Source organism: Klebsiella sp. OBRC7, assembly GCF_000293135.1.
Taxonomy (GTDB): domain Bacteria; phylum Pseudomonadota; class Gammaproteobacteria; order Enterobacterales; family Enterobacteriaceae; genus Klebsiella; species Klebsiella michiganensis.
In genome coordinates this window covers 1-20,004 of sequence record NZ_ALNJ01000048.1, presented here as the reverse complement: position 1 = coordinate 20,004, position 20,004 = coordinate 1, and the positions used below count along the sequence as shown (strand labels likewise).

General features: G+C 56.0%; 22 protein-coding genes. 9 read left to right on the top strand and 13 right to left on the bottom strand.

Translation table 11 applies throughout. From position 1 onward, the window contains the following. Window positions 1–43 precede the first annotated feature (43 nt). The 3 genes from HMPREF1144_RS11200 to HMPREF1144_RS11190 are packed head-to-tail and all read left to right on the top strand — an operon-like array spanning window position 44 to window position 2,992. Window positions 44–547 carry a fimbrial protein gene (locus tag HMPREF1144_RS11200; protein ID WP_004852340.1) on the top strand — a complete coding sequence of 168 codons (504 nt, stop codon included), beginning with the start codon at window positions 44–46 and terminating at the stop codon, window positions 545–547. A 17-nt stretch (window positions 548–564) separates the two neighbouring features. After that, complete coding sequence (locus tag HMPREF1144_RS11195; RefSeq protein ID WP_004852342.1) at window positions 565–1,470, top strand: fimbrial protein; 906 nt, start codon at window positions 565–567, stop codon at window positions 1,468–1,470. After that, entirely contained in the window at window positions 1,457–2,992 is a 1,536-nt protein-coding gene (locus HMPREF1144_RS11190; RefSeq protein WP_182012635.1) for an EAL domain-containing protein, read from the top strand. Before HMPREF1144_RS11195 ends, HMPREF1144_RS11190 begins: the two co-directional genes overlap by 14 nt. On the opposite strand, the gene HMPREF1144_RS11185 is transcribed toward HMPREF1144_RS11190, so the two are convergent. After that, on the bottom strand, window positions 2,971–4,299 hold the full coding sequence (locus HMPREF1144_RS11185) for a 6-phospho-alpha-glucosidase (RefSeq protein ID WP_004852346.1): 1,329 nt from the start codon (window positions 4,297–4,299) through the stop codon (window positions 2,971–2,973). The genes HMPREF1144_RS11190 and HMPREF1144_RS11185 overlap by 22 nt on opposite strands. Before the next feature lie 11 nt (window positions 4,300–4,310). Beyond that, on the bottom strand, window positions 4,311–5,843 hold the full coding sequence (locus HMPREF1144_RS11180; RefSeq protein ID WP_004852348.1) for a PTS transporter subunit EIIC: 1,533 nt from the start codon (window positions 5,841–5,843) through the stop codon (window positions 4,311–4,313). 259 nt (window positions 5,844–6,102) lie between these two features. On the opposite strand from HMPREF1144_RS11180, the gene HMPREF1144_RS11175 reads away from it, so the two are divergent. Further along, window positions 6,103–6,801, top strand: a complete 699-nt coding sequence (locus HMPREF1144_RS11175) for a GntR family transcriptional regulator (protein WP_009652806.1) — start codon at window positions 6,103–6,105, stop codon at window positions 6,799–6,801. A 92-nt stretch (window positions 6,802–6,893) separates the two neighbouring features. Here HMPREF1144_RS11175 and HMPREF1144_RS11170 read toward each other — a convergent pair whose 3' ends face one another. The 4 genes from HMPREF1144_RS11170 to HMPREF1144_RS11155 form a co-directional block, all read right to left on the bottom strand. Beyond that, window positions 6,894–7,232 carry a DUF1869 domain-containing protein gene (locus HMPREF1144_RS11170; RefSeq protein ID WP_032721869.1) on the bottom strand — a complete coding sequence of 113 codons (339 nt, stop codon included), beginning with the start codon at window positions 7,230–7,232 and terminating at the stop codon, window positions 6,894–6,896. Between the two features lie 8 nt (window positions 7,233–7,240). After that, the gene (locus HMPREF1144_RS11165) at window positions 7,241–7,573 is read right to left on the bottom strand and encodes a DUF1971 domain-containing protein (RefSeq protein ID WP_004852354.1); all 333 of its coding nucleotides are present in this window, start codon (window positions 7,571–7,573) and stop codon (window positions 7,241–7,243) included. 205 nt (window positions 7,574–7,778) lie between these two features. Beyond that, window positions 7,779–9,704, bottom strand: a complete 1,926-nt coding sequence (locus HMPREF1144_RS11160; protein ID WP_009652798.1) for a putative bifunctional diguanylate cyclase/phosphodiesterase — start codon at window positions 9,702–9,704, stop codon at window positions 7,779–7,781. A 10-nt stretch (window positions 9,705–9,714) separates the two neighbouring features. Next, on the bottom strand, window positions 9,715–10,212 hold the full coding sequence (locus tag HMPREF1144_RS11155; RefSeq protein ID WP_004852358.1) for a molybdopterin-dependent oxidoreductase: 498 nt from the start codon (window positions 10,210–10,212) through the stop codon (window positions 9,715–9,717). A gap of 303 nt (window positions 10,213–10,515) precedes the next feature. Here HMPREF1144_RS11155 and shiA point away from each other — a divergent pair, with 303 nt between their 5' ends. Continuing rightward, entirely contained in the window at window positions 10,516–11,841 is a 1,326-nt protein-coding gene (shiA, locus tag HMPREF1144_RS11150) for a shikimate transporter (protein WP_004852360.1), read from the top strand. An 18-nt stretch (window positions 11,842–11,859) separates the two neighbouring features. Beyond that, complete coding sequence (locus HMPREF1144_RS11145; RefSeq protein ID WP_009652799.1) at window positions 11,860–12,591, top strand: lipoyl protein ligase domain-containing protein; 732 nt, start codon at window positions 11,860–11,862, stop codon at window positions 12,589–12,591. Here HMPREF1144_RS11145 and HMPREF1144_RS11140 read toward each other — a convergent pair. Continuing rightward, entirely contained in the window at window positions 12,584–13,501 is a 918-nt protein-coding gene (locus HMPREF1144_RS11140; RefSeq protein ID WP_004852363.1) for a LysR family transcriptional regulator, read from the bottom strand. The two genes, HMPREF1144_RS11145 and HMPREF1144_RS11140, sit on opposite strands and share 8 nt — an antisense overlap. Window positions 13,502–13,613: 112 nt before the next feature. Here HMPREF1144_RS11140 and HMPREF1144_RS11135 point away from each other — a divergent pair, with 112 nt between their 5' ends. Further along, window positions 13,614–14,003: a tautomerase family protein gene (locus HMPREF1144_RS11135; RefSeq protein ID WP_004852366.1), complete on the top strand. Its 390-nt coding sequence runs from the start codon at window positions 13,614–13,616 to the stop codon at window positions 14,001–14,003. 49 nt (window positions 14,004–14,052) lie between these two features. Here the strand turns inward: HMPREF1144_RS11135 and HMPREF1144_RS11130 are convergent, their stop codons facing one another. Next, window positions 14,053–14,784 (bottom strand): HPP family protein, encoded by a 732-nt coding sequence (locus tag HMPREF1144_RS11130; RefSeq protein WP_009652804.1) that lies wholly within the window; start codon window positions 14,782–14,784, stop codon window positions 14,053–14,055. Between the two features lie 185 nt (window positions 14,785–14,969). Here HMPREF1144_RS11130 and HMPREF1144_RS11125 point away from each other — a divergent pair, with 185 nt between their 5' ends. Continuing rightward, a complete protein-coding gene (locus HMPREF1144_RS11125; RefSeq protein WP_009652805.1) occupies window positions 14,970–16,079 on the top strand; it encodes an adenosylhomocysteinase in 1,110 nt (369 codons plus the stop codon). A gap of 120 nt (window positions 16,080–16,199) precedes the next feature. On the opposite strand, the gene cobS is transcribed toward HMPREF1144_RS11125, so the two are convergent. The 5 genes from cobS to sbmC all read right to left on the bottom strand — a co-directional run bounded on the left by cobS (window position 16,200) and on the right by sbmC (window position 19,551). After that, window positions 16,200–16,940 (bottom strand): adenosylcobinamide-GDP ribazoletransferase, encoded by a 741-nt coding sequence (gene cobS / locus HMPREF1144_RS11120; RefSeq protein WP_004852372.1) that lies wholly within the window; start codon window positions 16,938–16,940, stop codon window positions 16,200–16,202. A gap of 70 nt (window positions 16,941–17,010) precedes the next feature. Beyond that, entirely contained in the window at window positions 17,011–17,223 is a 213-nt protein-coding gene (locus tag HMPREF1144_RS11115; protein WP_009652800.1) for a bifunctional adenosylcobinamide kinase/adenosylcobinamide-phosphate guanylyltransferase, read from the bottom strand. 193 nt (window positions 17,224–17,416) lie between these two features. Continuing rightward, window positions 17,417–17,752, bottom strand: coding sequence for a DUF496 family protein (locus HMPREF1144_RS11110; RefSeq protein ID WP_004103624.1), 336 nt, complete (start codon window positions 17,750–17,752; stop codon window positions 17,417–17,419). A gap of 168 nt (window positions 17,753–17,920) precedes the next feature. Continuing rightward, window positions 17,921–18,979, bottom strand: a complete 1,059-nt coding sequence (locus HMPREF1144_RS11105; protein ID WP_004852378.1) for an FUSC family protein — start codon at window positions 18,977–18,979, stop codon at window positions 17,921–17,923. Between the two features lie 98 nt (window positions 18,980–19,077). After that, window positions 19,078–19,551 (bottom strand): DNA gyrase inhibitor SbmC, encoded by a 474-nt coding sequence (gene sbmC / locus HMPREF1144_RS11100; protein WP_009652802.1) that lies wholly within the window; start codon window positions 19,549–19,551, stop codon window positions 19,078–19,080. Window positions 19,552–19,654: 103 nt separating this feature from the next. Between sbmC and HMPREF1144_RS11095 the strand changes: the two genes are divergently transcribed. Further along, the coding region (locus HMPREF1144_RS11095) for an ISL3 family transposase (RefSeq protein WP_009652803.1) at window positions 19,655–20,004 on the top strand (350 nt) is incomplete at its 3' end.

Here is a 20,004-nt window from a genome sequence, read left to right as displayed (position 1 = left end):
AACCGCAACATTCACGCTTGAATTTCAGTAACCGGAGGCGCTGATGAACCCGACCTATTCAGGATGGCTGCTGGCCGCGATGCTGGCGGCGTCCTCCCCGACGCTACAGGCCGCCGACGTCACCATTACCGTTAACGGCAAAGTGGTGGCCAAACCCTGTACCGTTTCCACCGTTAACGCCACCGTCGATCTCGGCGATCTCTATACCTTTAGCCTGGTCTCCGCCGGCGCCGCTTCGCCCTGGCACAGCGTGGCGCTCACCCTGAGCAACTGCCCGGTCGGCACGTCGCGGGTCACCGCCAGCTTCAGCGGTACGGCGGATGCCACCGGCTATTACAAGAACCAGGGAACCGCCGGCAACATCCAGCTTGAGCTGCAGGATGAGGACGGCACCACGCTGAACACCGGCGCGAGAAAAGAGGTACAGGTCGACGACGCCACCCAGTCCGCCAGCTTCCCGCTACAGGTCAGAGCGCTGACGGTCAACGGCGGTGCGACGCAAGGAACTATTCAGGCGGTGATTAACGTCACCTATACCTACGCCTGAGCCAGGAGAACAGAGTAATGAAAAAGATAATCACCCTGCTGTTAACGCTGCTGCTGGCGGGCTGGTCGCTTAACGCCTGGTCGTTCGCCTGTAAAACCGCCGCCGGGGTGACAATCCCCATCGGCGGCGGTTCGGCGAACGTTTACGTAAACCTCGCGCCGGCGGTCAGCGTCGGGCAGAACCTGGTGGTGGATCTCTCGACGCAGATTTTCTGTCATAACGACTTTCCGGATTCCATGATCGACTACGTAACGCTGCAGCGCGGCTCGGCCTACGGCGGCGTGCTGTCGAGCTTTTCCGGCACCGTCAGGTATAACGGCATCAGCTACCCGTTTCCAACCTCCAGCGAAACGGCGCGCATGACCTATAGCTCCATTGTTGATAGCCCCTGGCCTACCGTCCTCTATCTGACGCCCGTCAGTAGCGCAGGCGGCGTCGCCATTTCCGCCGGGTCGTTGATCGCGGTCCTGATCCTGCGTCAGACCAACAACAAGGATAACGACGACTTCCAGTTCGTGTGGAACATTTACGCCAACAACAACGTCGTGGTGCCAACCGGCGGCTGCGACGTTTCTGCTCGCGATGTGACGGTGACGCTGCCGGAATATCCCGCATCCGCCGCCATTCCGCTGACGGTTTACTGTGCGCAAAACCAGAATCTGGGCTATTACCTCTCCGGCACCACGGAGAACGCGGCCAACTCGATATTTACCAATACCGCCTCAGCGTCCCCTGCCCAGGGGGTGGGCGTTCAGCTGACGCGTAACGGCAGCGTCGTTCCCGCCAACAGTACTGTATCGTTAGGCAACGTGGGCACCTCGGCGGTCAGCCTTGGATTAACCGCTAACTACGCGCGCACCAGCGGGCAGGTGACCGCGGGTAACGTGCAGTCGATTATCGGAGTGACTTTTGTTTACGAATAATCTCCCGCCCCCCGGCGGCGGGCAGCCGCTCGTCGCTATCCTGTCGCCCTGTTCGCTGGCTGCCGAGGGGCTGAGGGGGATAATAGCGAAGGGAGGAGCCCGGCCCGTCGTGCTGCCCCCGGAGACGCCGTCCCTGCCTGCCGGCGTTCGCCGAGTGGTGGTTTTTCTCCCGGAAGCCCCCGCCGGGCTACTGGCAACCCTGAAGCGGGCCGCCGCGCTGCTGGCGCGGTCCGCCACGCCGCTGCCCATGCTGTTCCTGAGCCGCAGCCCGGCAAGCTGGCTGTGGCCCACCCTGGTGCATCAGGTCGCAGACCGGCGTTTGCTTACCGCCGTACGGGCCGCCGCTTCCGATTTGCCGGTCCCCTGCCTGGCGGCGCTGCTGCGCGACGCCGTACTCGAAGAATACCCCTCTCTTGAGCAGCTGGCAGAGGATGAAACGCGAGCGCTCGGCAAGCGCCCCGCCGGGATCACCCGGCCGGAGCTGGACGCTATCCTCGGTTTACTCTGCGGCTACCGCGCCAGCGCTCAGGCTCAACGCCGCGGCATCAGCCACAAGACGCTCTACAATCAAAGAACCGCAGGATTAAAAAAAATGGTGGAACACCACCCTGAAATGGCCGCCCGCTTTCCCGGCAGTCAGATAAGAGACCAGAAAAGCGAGAGCATCGCCGCCCTTTCCGCTTTCGAGCGTGAACTTGTCCATGCGATCCACAGCCGACAGATTTTTCCGGTATTTCAGCCCATTACCGATGAACGCCATCAGGTAAAGGGAATGGAGATCCTCTCCCGCTGGAACCGAAACGGCAGCGTGCTGGCTGCCGGCGATTTTTTACCGCAAATACGCTCGGAATATGCCTGGCTGGTGCTCACCGCGTTTGTCCTTCAGGAAGCGGTGCAGAATATTAATCAGCATTCCGGCGAGTGTTATTTCGCCGTGAATATTCCCGCCGCCGTCGCCGGTAACGAGAACCTGCTTCGCATGATGGAAACCGCGCGCCAGCAGCTGCGTCAGCCGCACAGGTCGCAGAGGCTGGTGCTGGAGTTTGCTGAAAATACCGACCTCAACGGTCACGGCAAAATCGCCGAAAATATCGCCCGCCTGCAAAAGCGCGGCTTCCCTATCATGCTTGATGATTGCTTCTCGCAAAGCAGCGTGATGTTTCCGGTGCGCACGATGAGATTCAGCGCTTACAAGCTGGATATGAGCATCGTCAACGATATGCAGCGCGATCAGCACGCGCTGGCGCTGATCAGAAGCCTTATCTTCTACTGCCAGCTGACCGGCAGCCGCTGTATTGCCGAAGGCGTAGATAGCCTGGAGAAATTCAACAAACTGAAGGCGCTGGGAGTCGACCGCTTTCAGGGCAACTACCTCTCGGCGCCGGTAGGCAGGGAGAACGTGGCGGAGCTTCTTCTGCCGCTTTCGGGCGAGGCGGACCATCGCGCCGGCATCGCGATACCGGTAACGCCCGATGGAAAACATCGGGCATTGGCGACACTTCAGCGCAGCTCCGGCCAGTAGCCACGGTTGGCGACGATCAGTTCATCAAGGATAGCTTTTGCGACCGAAGCGCTGGGTACCGTTTTGGACAGGGTCATCGCCTGCCAGAGCTTCTGATAGCTTCCTTCAACCCAGGCGTCGACCACCAGTTTTTCAACCGCCACCTGCTGCTCCATCATCCCCTTTTGAAACAGCGGGATCTTACCCATCGCCAGCGGCTCGGGGCCATTAACGCCCACCAGGCAAGGCACTTCAACCATCGCGGTATCGTCAAAATTCGCGATAGCGCCGTTGTTTTCCACAATCAGCAGCATTCTCTCCTGGGTGTTAAAGGCGATGGCGCAGGCGAGGTCGACGATAAAGGTCGCATGCGCCCCGGCATGGAAATGCGCCTCTTTGGCACTTTGCCGGGCGACGATCTCTCTGGCCATATCAAACACCTCCTTCTCTCTCCCCGCCATCACTTCATTGGCGCGAGTAAAGTCAGGGTCTGAATGGGCAACCTCATAGTCGGCATAAAAATAGTACTTCAGATAAGTATTGGGTAACGTATCGGTATCCAGCGCAAAAACGTCCTTCACCTTTTTGAAGGTCTCAATCCAGCTTGGCGCTTTATGCTGAAAATCCTCTTTCGGACTGCAATAGCCCAGCTCGGCAACGTGGTTTTTTAACGCCGGCATTAAATCGTTGCCGGCCTTATCGGTAATGCTGGTCCACCAGCCGAAATGGTTGAGGCCAAAATAACGGACGTTCATCTCTTTACGCGATTTCAGCCCGAGAATATCGGCGAATAACCCTTCAATAGCCACCGGCATATCGCAGATATTAATAATTTTGGCCGTCGGGCGTAGTCGACGCGTGGCCTCGGCAACGATCGCCGCCGGATTGGAATAGTTGAGCATCCACGCGCCCGGCGAATACGTTTCCATGTAGTCAACCAGCTCAAGGACGCCGGCGATAGAGCGCATACCATAAGCGATACCGCCCGGGCCGCAGGTTTCCTGGCCAATCACGCCATGTTTAAGCGGAATTTTCTCGTCTTTCTCGCGCATCTCATAGAGGCCGACGCGAATATGCGCCATCACGAAATCGACGCCCGTAAAGGCTTCCTGCGGGTCGGTGGTGAAGCTAAAAGCAACGTGCGGATAATGTTCAGCCACCAGAATCGCACAGGCTTCGCCAATCACGCGCTGGCGATCGTGATGATTATCATAGAGACGAATTTCGCTTAACGGAAACCTGTCCATATTTTCCAGCAGCATCATAACAATCCCTGGGGTATACGTACTGCCGCCGCCGGCTATGGTCACAACGAATTTATTTTTCATCTTCCACCTCATTATTCATGTACATCTAAATAGCGATTCACGGCATTACGGATTTTATTAACCCCTAAACCATAAATAACCTGAACGTGATTGCCTTTGATAATGACGCTGGTACCGCCGCTGGTCTTCAGAATGTGTTCCTGAATTAATGCGGGGTCCCGCACGTCAACCCGAAGTCGCGTAAAACAGTTCTCGACCGAACAGACATTTTCTTTGCCGCCAAGGCCCAGAATGACCTGCTCGCCGGAAGCCTTGTCAGGCGCGCTTACGCTTGCCGGTTGGTTAGCCCCCTCCCCCTGCTGCTCCTGGCCCGGCGTACGCATTTTGAAACGCAGAATCAGAAACTTACCGATATAAAACATCGTCGCGGTTTCCATTAACCCCAGCGCGACAAACACAGGCCAGCGCGTGAGGTGCGCTCCCGCCGGAATGTTGTAAACAATAAAATCGATAATGCCGTTGGTGGCGCAGACCCGCACATCCAGCAGCCACGCCAGCATCTGGAAAAATCCGTCCAGTAATGAATAAACCAGCCATAGCAACGGTGCGGTAAAGATAAATAAGAACTCAAAAGGTTCGGTGATCCCCACCAGGAATGAAGTCACAATCAAAGGAATCAGCGTGATTTTCAACTTTTGCTTATTTTCCGGCCTGGCGGTTGTATAAAAGGCCAGGGCCATTCCGGCGGTACCGAAAATTTTCACCATGCCGTAGGTGAGAAATCGCGCCGAGTCGCTTAACGGCCCAGCGCTATGGGCAATTTCAGCGAGGAAAATCGGTTTTGCCCCCACCACCGTCTGGCCATCAATCAACAGCTGTCCGCCAATGGAGGTAAAGACAAAGGGCGACCAAATCAGATGGTGTAGCCCGGTCGGGATAAGAAAACGATTGAGAAAACCGTACAGAAAAACGCCGGCGGCGCCGAAGGTTTTCATCACCCCGGTCAGCGCCGATATGCCGTGTTCAACAATCGGCCAGACGTACACCGTGGCGATGGCAAACACACCGACCAGCGGGATCATCATCATCAGCACCAGCTTGCTGTTGCCGTAGATAGAGAAGGCGCCGCGAAACTCAATGTCGACAAACCGGTTGTGAATACAGGCGACCGCACAGCCAAGGATAATGCCAAGAAACACGCCCATATCAATGACCTGGAAGCCAAAAATAAAGGTTTGCCCGCTGCCGTAGAGCTGCGCGTTGCTGCTGCCGGCGGCCAGGCGCTGCGTCAGGGTTAGCCAACTGTTATTCGCCGCCAGGTACATAAACCAGGTCATTGCGGCAACAAAAGCCGCTTCCGCTTTTCGGTTTTTTGCCAGCCCGCCGGCCAGCCCGAGGCAAAAGAAGAAGCCAAGATTGTTCATGATGGCCCAGAGCATGCTGGAAACGTATTTCCCCAGCAGATAAAGCGAGCTCTCTTCTGCGACCCAGATTTTATTGGTTGTCATACTAAACAACGCTATCAGCAGACCAATAACCGGCAGATACAAAACCGGCCCAATCATGGCCTTCGAAAAATCCTGTAATTTTTTTACCCCGATCATCCTCACCCCCTGTCCCACACATCGGCCGTCAGCGCCCGATACATGCGTTTCAGCCTATGCGCCGGCAGACATAATTCAGAGCGGTGAAATCGTCATCTGTGATGAAAGTCATATCTCTCTTGAGGCAACAGATATATAAGTAAAAGCAAATAAATAGATGAGAAAGACACCACAACAACAAAGAATGATAAAAAATATTTAATTATTAATAAGTTAAAATAATGACCCGATGACATAACACACCACGAGAAATCTATAAGTGATATATAAAAAAATCGCAGACAGGCTAAAAAATCGCATCAATAGCGATGAATTCGAGGTGGGAGATGCGCTACCGAGTGAAAAAGCGCTGGCCGGGGAGCTGCAGGTCTCCGTCATGACCCTGCGTAAGGCGCTCACGCTGCTGGAAAGTGAGAAGCTGATCGTTAAACGCCACGGCAGCGGTTCATACGTGGCGCGTAAGAGCAATTATCGCGGCGGGGAACTTGACGGCTTCAACTACCAGATGCACATCGGCGGCGTCACCAACTATCGCAATAAGGTCATTGAGTTCACGATGATCGATGCGCCTTTGGCTATCGCACAACAGTTGAAAATTGAGCCGGGAGAGAAGGTCTATTACGTCAGACGCATTCGGATGATTGACGACGTACCTATTCTGATTGAGAACAGCTATATACCGGTGGCGATTTTTCCCTGGCTAAGCGTTGGAAACCTGGAAAGATCGAAATTTAACTATTTCAAGAAAGAGTGCAATATCACCATCCTGGAGAGCCACCGCAGCTATACCCCGGTTCTGGCCACCCGGGAGCAAGCAGAGCTCTTACAGGTTCCACAAAACAGCCTGCTGCTACGGGTGCAGTCGATCAGCTATGCCCATAACAATACCATTGTTGATTTATCCGATATTTACCAGAATACCAACAAATACAATGTTAAACATATTACGCGCCGCTAAATACCGCGGGATACGGCTGACGCAGGCCACCGAGAGCCGTCCAGCGTCAGCTGACGATAGACGGCAGCTGACGATTCTGCGTCGGCAAACGATTACCAGCCGCAGACGTTAGTCTCTTCGTCGGACTCGTAGCCGCGGACAATATTAATCAGATCTTTTACCGCATCGGCCGCCGTCTGCGGATCCTGCAGCTCAGCCAGAGAAGGAAACTCGCTATCGACCGAGACGCCGTTATTATTGTTGGTCACCGTCAATATAAATCCCTTTCCTCCGGCGTTTTCCACCGACAGCGTGGAAATAAGCTCAGCCACGGCCTGGGTGGCGATATCAGGGACATACAGGGCCATCGGCTTAAGATACACTTTTTCTTTTTTATCTTTATTATTCCCGTTGATCACCGCTAACGAATAGCCTTTATTTTCGCTGTTCATCATATTACCTATCCCTCAATCAGAATGTCAGGGTCAACATAAAAATCGACGTTAAAAACGGTATCCTCGGTTAACGCCTCGATGCGGTGCCACTTTTCGGGCGGAAAAACGCCAAATTCACCTTCGGCAATGGTCAGGGTTTCCACCGGTTCCGCGCTGGTTTCATCGGCATATCCGAGATAGCGTATCGCCCCTCGCATCACCGACAGGCGCGGATAGACGCCCTGCCGGGTACCGGCATCCAGATGCCGCTTCCAGATTGAGGCCGGCGCCGTCCGCTTCGTCCACAGCGGCGTGCTCCGGGTATGCACATAGTGGGTAGGAATAATGATTCGCTGCATGATTTCGCCTCTCTTAACGCACCGCATATACGGTCGGAAATGGGAAAATATGTTGCATATGATATACCCCTTTCATTCGCTAAGTGTATTATTTTTTAACGACACGAATCTCTACCCCTATTTATACCTATTAGGGATTACAGCAATTTAAAAATAAACACGGGCGATATCCGGTAAATTAATATCGCCCGTATTAAGAGATGAATTACCTGTTGTCGGGTGAATTAAGCGGCCCCGGCTTACCGATCAAATAACCCTGTACCAGGTCACAGCCTAATTTGCGTAAGGACTGCAGCTGCTCTTCTGTTTCGACACCTTCGGCCACGATGCGCATATGCAGGCTTTTACCCATGCTGATAATCAGCCGCACGATATCGAGGTCATCTTTCTGATCGGGAATATTAATCACAAAAGAGCGGTCGATTTTTATCTTATCGAACGGGAAGTAGCTGAGCCGCGATAGCGAAGAATAGCCGGTGCCAAAATCATCAATGGAGATCTGCACCCCGAGCTCGCGCAGCTGACTCAGGATCTCGAGAGAGCGGGTATTTTCGTTAAAGACGTCAGACTCGGTAATCTCAAGATCCAGGCGATGCGGGTCAAGCGCGGTGCTTCTCAGTATGCCGACCACGGTATCGGTCAGCGAGCTGTTAATCAGCTGAATGGGCGACACGTTAACCGACACTTTGAGCGGCGACGACCAGCTGGCGGCCGCTTCGCAGGCGGTTCGCAGCACCCACTCGCCCAGCTGATTAATCAGGCCAATCTTTTCCGCTACCGGAATAAATTCGGTCGGCGGGACGCTGCCGCGCAGCGGATGAAACCAACGCACCAGCGCTTCGTAGCCGTAGATTTCACCGTTCATCGTGTCGGCTATCGGCTGGTAGTAAACCCTGAACTCACCTTTGTTCAGCGCCTGCATCAGGTCATCTTCAAAGGATTTATTCTCCTGCTGGCGCTGAAGCAGTCCGGGACGGAATACCTGAACGTTGCCGGAACCCTCTTTTTTCGCTTCATACAGCGCCAGGTCGGCACATTTGTATAAATAGTCGGTACGGCTTTCCCCGTCAGAGATGACAATCCCGATACAGGCGCCAATCTGGATCAGCGAGTCGTAAATCTGATACGGCTGACTGATCTTTTCCCGGATCACCTTAGCCCGCTCCAGCGCCATCTCTTCGGTTAAATCATGGGAAACCAGGGCAAACTCGTCCCCTCCCAGCCGGTAGAGCGTTTCTGACGTTTTGCGAAAAAAGGAGAGACGGCTGGCCAAATCCTGCAGCAGCTTATCCCCGGCATCGTGACCCTGGGTATCATTGACGTCCTTGAAATTATCCAGGTCAAACAGCATCACCACCGCCGAGCCGTTATAGGGCCGCACCTGATTGACGACCTCCTGCAGACGTTGCCAGAAAGAGAGACGGTTGGGCATCCCGGTCAGCGAATCATGATAGGCATCGTACTGCAGACGGCGGTTCTGCACCTGAAGCTTTTCTTTTGAGGCCTGCAGGTCGGTCGCCAGTAATTTCATCCGCACGTGGGCGCGACGCAGGGTGTTATTCTGCTTCAGCATCAACAGCCCGAGCGTGATACAGAGAACAATCAGCAGAATGGAAATCGCCGAATAGATGTAATAGAGATTTTGTATTTTATCGTGGGTCAGATTAACCAGATTAAAATCCTGGGCGAGCGAGGTGGACGCGAGTGAGGTCAACGGCCCGTCCAGGGTACTCATCTCCTGCAGCATCAGCTTCAGCTGCGCTGTCGTCATAGTGTCCAGCTGCTTATCCAGCCGGTCAAGAAGATCAATCAGGCTGTTGACTATCGCCTTACGGTGAGGATCTTTGCCGATAAACTTTCCCAAATCACCCTGCTGCAGCAGCGCAATCTGGCTCATCATAATTTCCAGACGCAGGCGCACCTCATCGTGGTCGCTTCCCTTCACCCCCAGCCCCATCGCGCTGAGTCGCGCCTCGAGGCGCATGTACTCGGAGACTATCTGGGAAACGGACCACGAATCAGTATAACGAGTTAATTTTTGCAGCTCACTTTGCCGCTCATGCACCAGATAAGTTATGTAACCGGTCACAATGAAGAGCGACAAAATAATGGCAGTGAGTATTCGATTCAAGATCAAACCCTTACTCAATTATAATCTTCGAAACCTGCCATGCCGAACGGGAATAATAAATCTGATTCTGCAATTCCGGGCTACTGTCGTAAGGATAAACAATAAATAAGGGCCCTTTATCACGAATGCGCATATATTCGCCGTTCATTTTTAAAGCCAAAATTACCGGAAATTTATGAAAGTCGTCGATGGGAACAATGGTGGTGTAATCGTTGAGCGCCAGCACCCGGGCTGACTTGCCTTTGGCACCGACTAAATCCATGAGTTTACTGAGGGAAATGCCGTCAAAGCGGACCTTTCCCGAATACCATGGCGTGGTCGTCACCAGCGTTTCCATCCCCAGCTTTTCTAATGCGGCGACATCAAAAACGGCGGTATCGCCCTCATTCGTATTAGCAATCAGGCCGGAAATAGTTAAAACGGGTTTGCCCACAGGCGCTGGCAGTTTTTCTGCAAAAGCGGAAGGCGAAACCATGACACAAAATAAAGCTGCAAAAATTAAACGCATTTAACTCACCCTTCCGAAATTGGAGACTTGTTAATTGTAAACCATTTGAGTCATTTCTTAAAAGGTGTCCCGGTTGGGTTCAAAAATTAAAATTAAAAACAATAAGCGAAGTCCTAAGCTCGCATTCTGAACGGCCGACAAGGGCGTTCATCCCCCGGCGAAGCAAACGCTTTATGCCTTTAAACGCCCAGAGCAGGTAAAAATCTTTTCACTTGCCCTTCTGCGCGGTAGTCTCAGGACAGGCGCGAATTCGGAAAGCGTCTCATTCCAATAATTAAAAACTCAGCAACAGACAGGACAGGTATGGACTCAACGTTAATTTCTCAGCGCCCCGGCAAGGAGGCATGTTCACTCAACCGCGCCCGCAGAGCGGCCTGGGGCAGTTTCGCCGGGGCCGTGGTCGACTGGTACGACTTTCTTCTCTATGGCATCACCGCCGCGCTGGTATTTAACCGGGAATTTTTTCCGCAAATCAGCCCGGCGATGGGTACCCTCGCCGCCTTTGCCACCTTCGGCGTCGGCTTCCTCTTCCGCCCGCTGGGCGGCATTATCTTCGGCCATTTCGGCGATCGCCTCGGGCGCAAACGCATGCTGATGCTGACGGTATGGATGATGGGGATCGCCACCGCCTGTATCGGTCTGCTGCCCTCCTTCAACCAGATTGGCTGGTGGGCGCCGGTTCTGCTGGTCCTGCTACGCGCCGTCCAGGGCTTTGCGGTGGGCGGCGAATGGGGAGGCGCGGCGCTGCTGGCGGTAGAGAGCGCGCCGAAAAATAAGAAGGCGTTCTACAGCAGCGGCGTGCAGGTGGGCTACGGCGTCGGATTGCTGCTCTCTACAGGGCTGGTGTCGCTGATAAGCTCCTGCACCACCGATGAACAGTTCCTCAGCTGGGGCTGGCGTCTGCCGTTCCTGTTTAGCGTCGTGCTGGTGCTGGCGGCGCTCTGGATCCGCAACGGCATGGCGGAATCCGCCGAATTTGAACAGCAGCAGCGCGAACAGCAGCTGCAGCCGAAGAAAAAGCGGCTGCCGGTCGTGGAAGCGCTGTTCCGCCATCCGGGCGCGTTCTTAATGATTATCGGCCTGCGCCTGTGCGAGCTGCTGACGATGTATATCGTTACCGCCTTCGCGCTTAACTATTCCACGCAGAATCTCGGCCTGCCGCGCGAGCTGTTTCTGAATATTGGCCTGCTTGTCGGCGCCATCAGCTGCCTGACAATACCCTGCTTTGCCTGGCTGGCGGACCGCTTTGGCCGACGCCGCGTCTACATCACCGGAGCGCTGATCGGCACCCTCAGCGGCTTCCCGTTTTTTATGGCGCTCGAAAGCCAGTCATACTTCTGGATCCTGTTTTTCGCGCTTATGCTGGCAAATATTGCGCACGATATGGTGGTTTGCGTTCAGCAGCCGATGTTTACCGAAATGTTTGGTGCCAGCTATCGCTACAGCGGGGCCGGCGTGGGGTATCAGGTTGCCAGCGTTGTCGGCGGCGGTTTTACGCCGTTTATCGCCGCCGCCCTGGTCACCTTATCCGGCGGCGCCTGGCATAGCGTCGCTATCTACTTGACCGCAGGCTGCCTGCTCTCCGCCCTTACGGCGATGCTGATGAAACCCAGCCGCCATGGCGAATAGCGTCGATAAGGAGAAATCATGATTCAGGAACCCTGCTGGCCGCTGCGCTTTAGCCACCAGCAGCTACCGGTTGGTTACTTTGCCGATCCCATCCTTGCCGAGCAGCCGCTGTTTGCCCGGGCGCGCGACGGTGAGGCGGTGGCTCAGCTCTGGCAGGCCCCGCAGGGGTTTGTGGTGCCGGGAAGCTACCGGAAATTTGCCGAACTCCCGGCGGTGAGCGAGCAGTTCGCCGGCCAGGGTTGGCCGGTCTGGCAGCGCCGCTCCGGCGGCGGGCTGGTGCCGCAGGGGCCGGGAATTGTCAATCTCAGCCTGGCCTGGCCGGTCTATCACTCGCTGGGCGAAGCCGCAGAACCGATTTATCTTTTCCTCTGCGGCCTGTTGCAGCGCACGCTGGCGAGCTTTGGCGTGGCCAGCCACTGCCGGGCGGTCAGCGGTTCATTTTGCGATGGTCGCTATAATCTGGCCTGCGGCGAAGGCGAGCAGGTGCGAAAAATAGCCGGCACGGCCCAGTACTGGCGACCGATGGCGGAAGGTCGGGGCCATGTGGTTCTCGCGCACGCGGTGGTATTGCTGGATGCCGACCTGGTAGCGGCTCACCGGGCGGCCAATGATTTCGAAGCCCGGCTTGGCAGCGGGCGGGAATACCGCGCCGATAAAACCGTGACCCTGGCGGAGCTGGTTTCAGAAGGCGCCGATTTGCTGCCCCGCTTTCGCGAGGCGCTGGCGCAGCAGCTGGATAATATCAGCTGAAAGTCGCCTTCAGATAGCGGCTAAACGTCTCTACCGCCCGCGATACGCGCGGCGTGTAGGGGCGAATGACGTACAGACTTTCCGCAAACGCATCCACCGGCCGCCATCCCGGCAGCAGCTCCTGAACCAGCCCGCGGCCAATCGCCTCCCTGGCGCTAAAATCCGGCAGTAAGGCAACGCCCAGTCCTGCCAGCACCGCGTCGCGCAGGGATTCGCTGTTATTGGTGGCAAACGGCCCCTGCACCTTCACGCTCACCCGCTCGTCGTCCCGCTCAAAGGTCCAGTGCGGGCTTTGCGGCCCGCGCGGGTAGGTGAGGCATTGATGCTGACGCAACGCGTCAGGCGAATCGGGGCGACCAAAGCGGCGAATATAGTCCGCCGAGGCGACCACCAGGGTAGCCGTACGGCACAGCGGCCAGGCCACGTGCGTCTCCGGCAGCAGCTCGCGGCGACAGTGGCGAATAGCAAGGTCGAACCCCTCGCTGGCGAGCGACACCAGTCGGTCGGTCACCTCCAGCTGGAGATGAAGCTGCGGATGCTGGTGCAGAAAAGGGGTAATGGCCGGGACCAGCTGCTGACGTGAAAATGCGACCGGCGCGGTCAGGCGCAGCGTACCGCGCAGGGGACCACCTTCCTCGTCGCAGGTGCCGGTAAAGATCTCGCGAATCTGCCCAAACGGCTCGTTCAGCTCCGCCACCAGCCGCAGACCATCTTCACTTAAGGTCACGCTGCGGGTGGTTCGGTGCACCAGCGTCTTACCGGTAACCCGCTCCAGCTCGCTGATTTTCTGGCTGATGGCGGATTTGCTGACCGCCAGCTTTTCCGCGGCGCGGGTATAGCTTTTTTGCTCCTCCAGCACCGTAAGCCAGTACAGGTGGGTCCAGTAAATTTCCGGGCGGATCTCGCGCATAGCAATTGTTCACAGATAAAAACAATGAGTTCAAATATAGCGGTTTTTGCCGGCTTCAGCACGGGTTAGCATCTCTCTCACTGAGGTAACCCGACAATAAGGACCATCTGCTATGCCATTACTGACGTTTGATATCATTGAAGGACGCAGCGAAAACGAGATCAAAACCCTGCTGGATGCGGCACATCGCGCCGTGGTGCAGGCGTTCAAGGTGCCAGAGCGCGACCGCTACCAGATTGTTCACGAAAACAAAGCTCATCATATGATTATTGAAGATACCGGGCTGGGGCTGACGCGAAGCCGGGACGTGGTGGTGGTGAGGGTATATACCAGCCCGCGCAGCGAAGAACAGAAGCAGCTTTTTTATGCCACCCTGCTGGCTGAGCTCCAGGAGCACTGCGGGCTGAGCGGCGATGACCTGATGATCTCGGTAATCAGCAACCATAAAGGGGACTGGAGTTTTGCTCACGGCGTGGCGCAGTACATCACCGGCGAACTTTAGCCCTGGCGGCGATGCGGCTCGCTGCATCGCCCTGCGGGTGGCGGGAAAATCAGGATTGCCGGGCGCTGGCGATACGCTGTCTGGCTTTTTGTTCAATATTTTCCATCAGTTCCTGCACGTCGTCTTCATCGATGTCGAGAAACTGGCCGTCCAGCAGGGCCGCGTGAATATCATCGCGGGTCACCGACAGGCCCAGCGGTACGGTTTTCGCCTTTACCTCTTCTGCGGCCAGCGGGTGCGGGTAGCGTCGTCCCACCAGGTTGTTAAAGACAATGGCCAGCAGCGCCAGCATCAGGGAATTGAGTAATACCGGGGTCAGCACAAAGTGGTAGCCCTCGCTCTGTACCCCCGCCCCGCCGAGGATCGCCGTTAACGCCACCGCCCCACCCGGCGGATGCAGGCAGCGCAGGAAATACATACCGGCGATCGCCAGCCCCGCCGCCACGCCGCAGGCCAGCGCCAGGTTCGGGATTGCCATTCCCACTGTCACGCCAATCAGCGCCGAGAGCACGTTGCCGCCGACAATCGACCACGGCTGGGCCAGGGGACTGCTCGGGACGCCAAACAGCAGCACTGCCGATGCGCCCATTGGCGCGATAAACCAGATATTGACCTCCCCTAACAGCCAGTGGCTGAACATGCTGGTCACCGCCAGTCCCGTCCCGGCGCCGAGAGAGGCCAGAACAATATGTTTTCTGGCAATCGGCAGGGCATGCGGCTTGAGGCGGCCGAGGAAAATGCGGATCCGCGAAAAGAGCGATCCGGGTAAAACGCTTAACATCGTGTAACTCGCTTACATCATAATAAGAACTTATGTTTCATTTTCTTTTTTTAACCTTATTTTAACAACCATGTCTTTGTCGTGGCTTTTCATCATTCATTTTGTGAATGTAAAAACGGCGCGCGCTACGTTAAAATCCCCTCACCTCTGGGTATCAGCATTCTATGGATTGAAGGTCAAACACGTTGAATAACAAGATAAAATTTGAGAAAGAGATCGCATGGGCCAGTCAGAATATGCCGCGCACCCTGCGTCAGGTCGCCGCCCTGCCGGATCTCAGCCAGGTGCGTCTCGCCTGCTGTATGCACCTCGATATGAAAATGATCCCCCTGGTGCAGGGAATTCTGGAGAAAGGGGCGAAGGTTTTTCTTACCACCTGTAACCCAACGACGGTGCAGGATGACGTGGTCGCCTGGCTGGTGGAGCGCGGCGCGGAAGCCTTCGCCTGGCGGGATATGAGCGATGCCGACTGGCAGCTATCCTGGGAAAAAGCGATTGCATGGCAGCCGACGCATCTGTGCGAAATGGGCGCGGATATTACCACCCTGCTGCATCAGCGCGGGGAGTTTGGCAATATCGTCGCGGGCCTTGAGGCGACCGGCTCTGGCGTTAGCCGCCTGGGCGATATTCGCCCCGGCTACCCGATTTTTAACTGGGATGATTTGCCGGTAAAAGAGGGCCTGCACAACCGTCATATGGTCGGCCTGACCGCCTGGCACACCTTTTTCCAGACGACCCACCTGACCCTGCATGAGAAAAAAGTACTGGTCATCGGCTATGGTCTGGTTGGCCAGGGCGTAGCGGCGGCGGCGAAGGCCTTCGGCGGCCAGGTGATGGTAGCGGAAATCGACCCGGCGCGGAGATTACAGGCGGCCTACGATGGCTGGCACGTCGTTGAATTACAGGAGGCGATTGCCTCCGCGGACGTGGTGGCCACGGCGACCGGCGGTAAAAAAGTCGTTAATCGCCAGGCGCTGGATAAGTCCAAAGATGGGGTGTTTATTCTCAACGTGGGTCACGTGGCGGAAGAGATTGACTGTGAGTACCTGCGCCAGTTCCGTCATGAAGAGGTCATGCCCTATATCAACGCTTACCGGTTGGGCGATAAAACCGTTTATCTGATGGCGAACGGTTCAATGCTCAACCTGACCGCGGGCTTTGGCGATAGCCTGAACGCCTTTGACGTGACCCTGGCGGTAATGGCCAGCGGCATTCAGCATATCGTGACCGACGGCATGACGGCACCGGCGGACGTTTATCTCCTGCCGCAGAGCGTATGGCAAAAAGCGCTGTAAGCACGTGCGCTGAATAATTTTCCCGGAGGCGGCGCGCTGTGCCTGTCCGGGCTACCGGCCCGCAGACAGCGGTGGACTTGTAGCCCGGTCAGCGCAGCGCCACCGGGAAGAAAGCAATGCCTACAGCAGGGCCAGCAGAAATATGACTTCGCCCAGCTCAATCGCCGCGCCTAATGTGTCACCGGTTTGCCCGCCCAGGGTACGCTTCAGCGCCTGACCCAGCGCCCAAACCAGCACCAGGGTGATAAGCGCCGCCCGCAGACCGTTGACCCCGAGCAGCAGCGTCGCCAGCGCCAGCGCGATCCCCATGGTAATCAGAGACTGACGCAGCGTGATTTTGCCGATAAACAAGTTACCCAGCCCCTCTTCGCGGGCGTAGCGCTGGCGATACATCAACAGCACCGCCATACCGCGGCCGACGACGCAGGCGGCCGCCAGCGCGGCAAGCGCCGACGTACCGCGCAGCGCCACCTCGCTGACCACCAGTACTTTTGCAACCAGCACAAAAATCAGCGCCAGCCCGCCGTGAGTGCCCAGCCGACTGTCGCGCATGATTTCCAGCATCCGCTCGCGGCGGCGGGCGGAGAAGATGCCATCGCAGGTATCCGCCAGCCCATCAAGATGGAACCCGCCGGTCAACAGCGCCAGCGCCAGCACGCCGAGCAGCGCGGCGAGCGGGCCGCCGCACCACGGCTGGAGCAGCATCACAACGGCGCCGGCAATCGCCCCCAGCAGCAGCCCTACCAGGGGGAATGTGATGATACTGCGTTGATATTGTTCAATTTCCAGCCCCTGAGATAAACGCGCCGGGACCGGCAGGCGGCTGATAAATGATAATGCGGCAAAAAAAGACTTAATCATTGAGTGATGACTCCTGTCGATAAACCCCGCGGCAGCGGTTATTCACGCCCGCCACCGACCGTGACCTGACTTATCCGCGCGGCTGCCGCGCGGAGAAAGCCTGCCCGCGTTCTTCCAGCCGCCAGTGGGCAAGCCGGGTATCACGGTGGTGTTGAATGCGCGCGGCCATTTGGTTGTCGGAGAGCCGGGAGGTAGCGATGAAGATCGCCGAAACGAAAGAGTTGAGTAAAGATTCGGCGTCGCGGCGTTGGCCTCTAAGCGCGTCGCCGGTCATCAGTATCATCGCGGCGGCACCTGTTGCAGGGACAGCATGAGATAAACCCTTCCGATATCAATATGTTTACGGCGGAAGTATACCAAATTCCTGGGTAAAGGTTCAGCGTCGCGCGGGCGTTTTTGCTAAGGAACTGTGAGGTCACGCAAGAGGAAGAAGAGGAACTCCGGCAGCGAGCGCCGCCGGAGCGCATTAACGGGGCTTACTCGGCAGATTTATCTTCGACTTTCGCTTCGCCCATCGCTTTCAGCTTTTTAGAGATATCGCGACGTTCTTTGGAGATCTCGGCGTTTTTGATGATGTAATCGTCAACGCGATCTTCGTAATCGCTCTTCATGCTGGCGATGATGCCCTGAATAGCTTCAACGCTCATGCCCGGCTTGATGTAGTCGCTCAGGTTGTCCAGCAGCAGTACGCGCTTCTGGTTATCACGGATCTTTTTCTCAACGTCCTGAATTTCACGCTGCAGTTTGTTCTTACGACGGTACAGGCGAACAAACTCCAGTACGTCCTGGAAAGAAGGCTTAGTTGTTTCCATTTTTATACCCCTAATATTTGAGATTCGGATTCGCTAAAGCGACTGCTACATAGGGCTAACATAACTGTTAGCAGCCGCTGATGACAATGTTTTTTCCTTTGCCGTTATCATAACCCTAAACGCTGCTGAATCGAAGCAAGCGATGGAAAAACCACGCGAGTCTGGTCTTTATTTACGCAACGCACGGCAGATTAAATGCGACAGCAGTTCGAGCTGGCGCGCCAGCTCGATAGTTAACCAGACATAACCGTGAATGGGCGTTTCGGAGAAATTGTCGTCCGGCTGCTCTTTGATGAGCTGGCGCAGTTCCGCCACAATTTCGTTGAGCTTTTCATTGTTGGCAAGGATCGGCTGCGGATTGCCCTCATACAGGGCGTGGGCGATAGTCAGCAGCGTTTGCTGGGTCATCTGCTGGGTTTCGCGCAGCGTATGGGCGTTAAGCATCACGAAGTGGCCGGGACGCGACGCCCAGTAGGCGTTGATTTGCAGCTCCAGCATACACACCAGGTTACGGCTGACGGTCTGAATTGCCTCAAAGATGGCCTTCTGGATATGCGTCTCTTTGCTGGCAGGGGTAATCAATCCGCGCATTTTCACCACGTCGTTAAGCACCTTCTGCATATGCTTTTCCAGACGCGGACGCTCTACCAGGTTAGGCGAGAAGCCCGCCTGATACAGACGGTTGAAGGCGGTGACGTAGCTGGCCATCTGAATGCGCCAGTGCAGAAAGGCCCGCTGCGGCCAGATACCGGTAAACAGCATCGCCAGCAGGGAACCGAAGATAACGTCGCCGCTTCGCCACAGCGCGGTGGTCATGTCGCCCGGCGGCGCGCCGACCACTACCGCCAGGGTAATGCCGATCAGCAGCGCCTGGTAGGGTTTTTTGCCCAGCGCCAGCCAGCCGCAGAGGAACATCGCCACCGCGCACCACAGCAGCATAATGGGCAGAGAGATAAGCTCCAGCTTGAGCGCCACCAGCCCGAGCGCCGAGCCGAGGATCGTGCCGCCGATACGTTCAAACGCACGCGGTACGACGTTTCCCCAGAAGGAGATAGGCCCCATCACCACCACCAGGGTGATGAGGGGCCAGGTGCCTTCAGGAACGTTAAGCAGGCGCACCAGCACAAAGGTGAGCACAAAGGCCAATGCTATTCGCACGCCATGGACGATGCGGTAATGGCGATACAGCCGAATTTCAAATGGCTTAAGTGATTTATCCGCGCGCACAACCTACTCCGACACAACGAAAAGGCCAATTGTAACTGCTTTTTCGCCGCAAGCATCACGCGAATGTAATAAACCTTGTCAAACGAAGGGACAATGTTCTACTTCACCGCCGGCTCGACCGCGATATACATATCAATATCCCAGTAGCCATCCTGGTTACCATCGTTAAGATAGACTTCAAAACAGGGCTTCATCGCCATCTGGTGCGTTTTGCTTTGCATCAGGCTCTCGAAGAACTGATACCACGGTGTTGCAAAGTCATAATTCTCGACTCTGGCACGGGCAACCGCATAATCCCCGCCGGCGATTTCGGTCATCATCACGCCTTCGCTGTTGGCGGGGATTGAGTAGTCTTCCGCCACCATGACGGCGGTCGCGCAGCGCAGCTTTTCCGCCGGGACTTCGTCCGGGTTGTCGTAGTAAACGGCCACCCACTCCTGCGCCGGCACCTGGCTGTTATCGACCCACATCATCAGCTGTTCAAACCCCTGTTTTACCGTCTGCTCCCAGGGACCGACCAGATGAAACCCGGCAATTTTCTTCTTGCCTACGGATTTTACGTTATAGTCCATGCTGCCTCCACTGTTGATAAAATACTGTATATATATGGGTCTTCCCTTGTTGTGGTGGCTGAAGGCATGATAATGGTGTATTTAATCGCCAGAGGTCACCGCCATGGACGAAAAGTCCCTCTACGCTCATATTCTCAATCTGTCCGCTCCGTGGCAGGTAAAGTCCCTTTCTCTCGATGAAAATGCCGGTTCTGTTACTGTCACTGTTGGGATCGCTGAAAACACCCGGTTAGCCTGTCCGACCTGCGGTAAATCCTGTTCTGTTCACGATCACCGTCATCGTAAATGGCGCCATCTTGATACCTGCCAGTTCACCACCATTGTCGAAGCCGATGTTCCCCGCATTATGTGTCCGGAGCATGGCTGCCAGACATTGCCTGTACCGTGGGCAGGGCCTGGCAGCCGGTATACGCTGCTGTTCGAATCGTTCGTGCTCTCATGGCTGAAAATCAG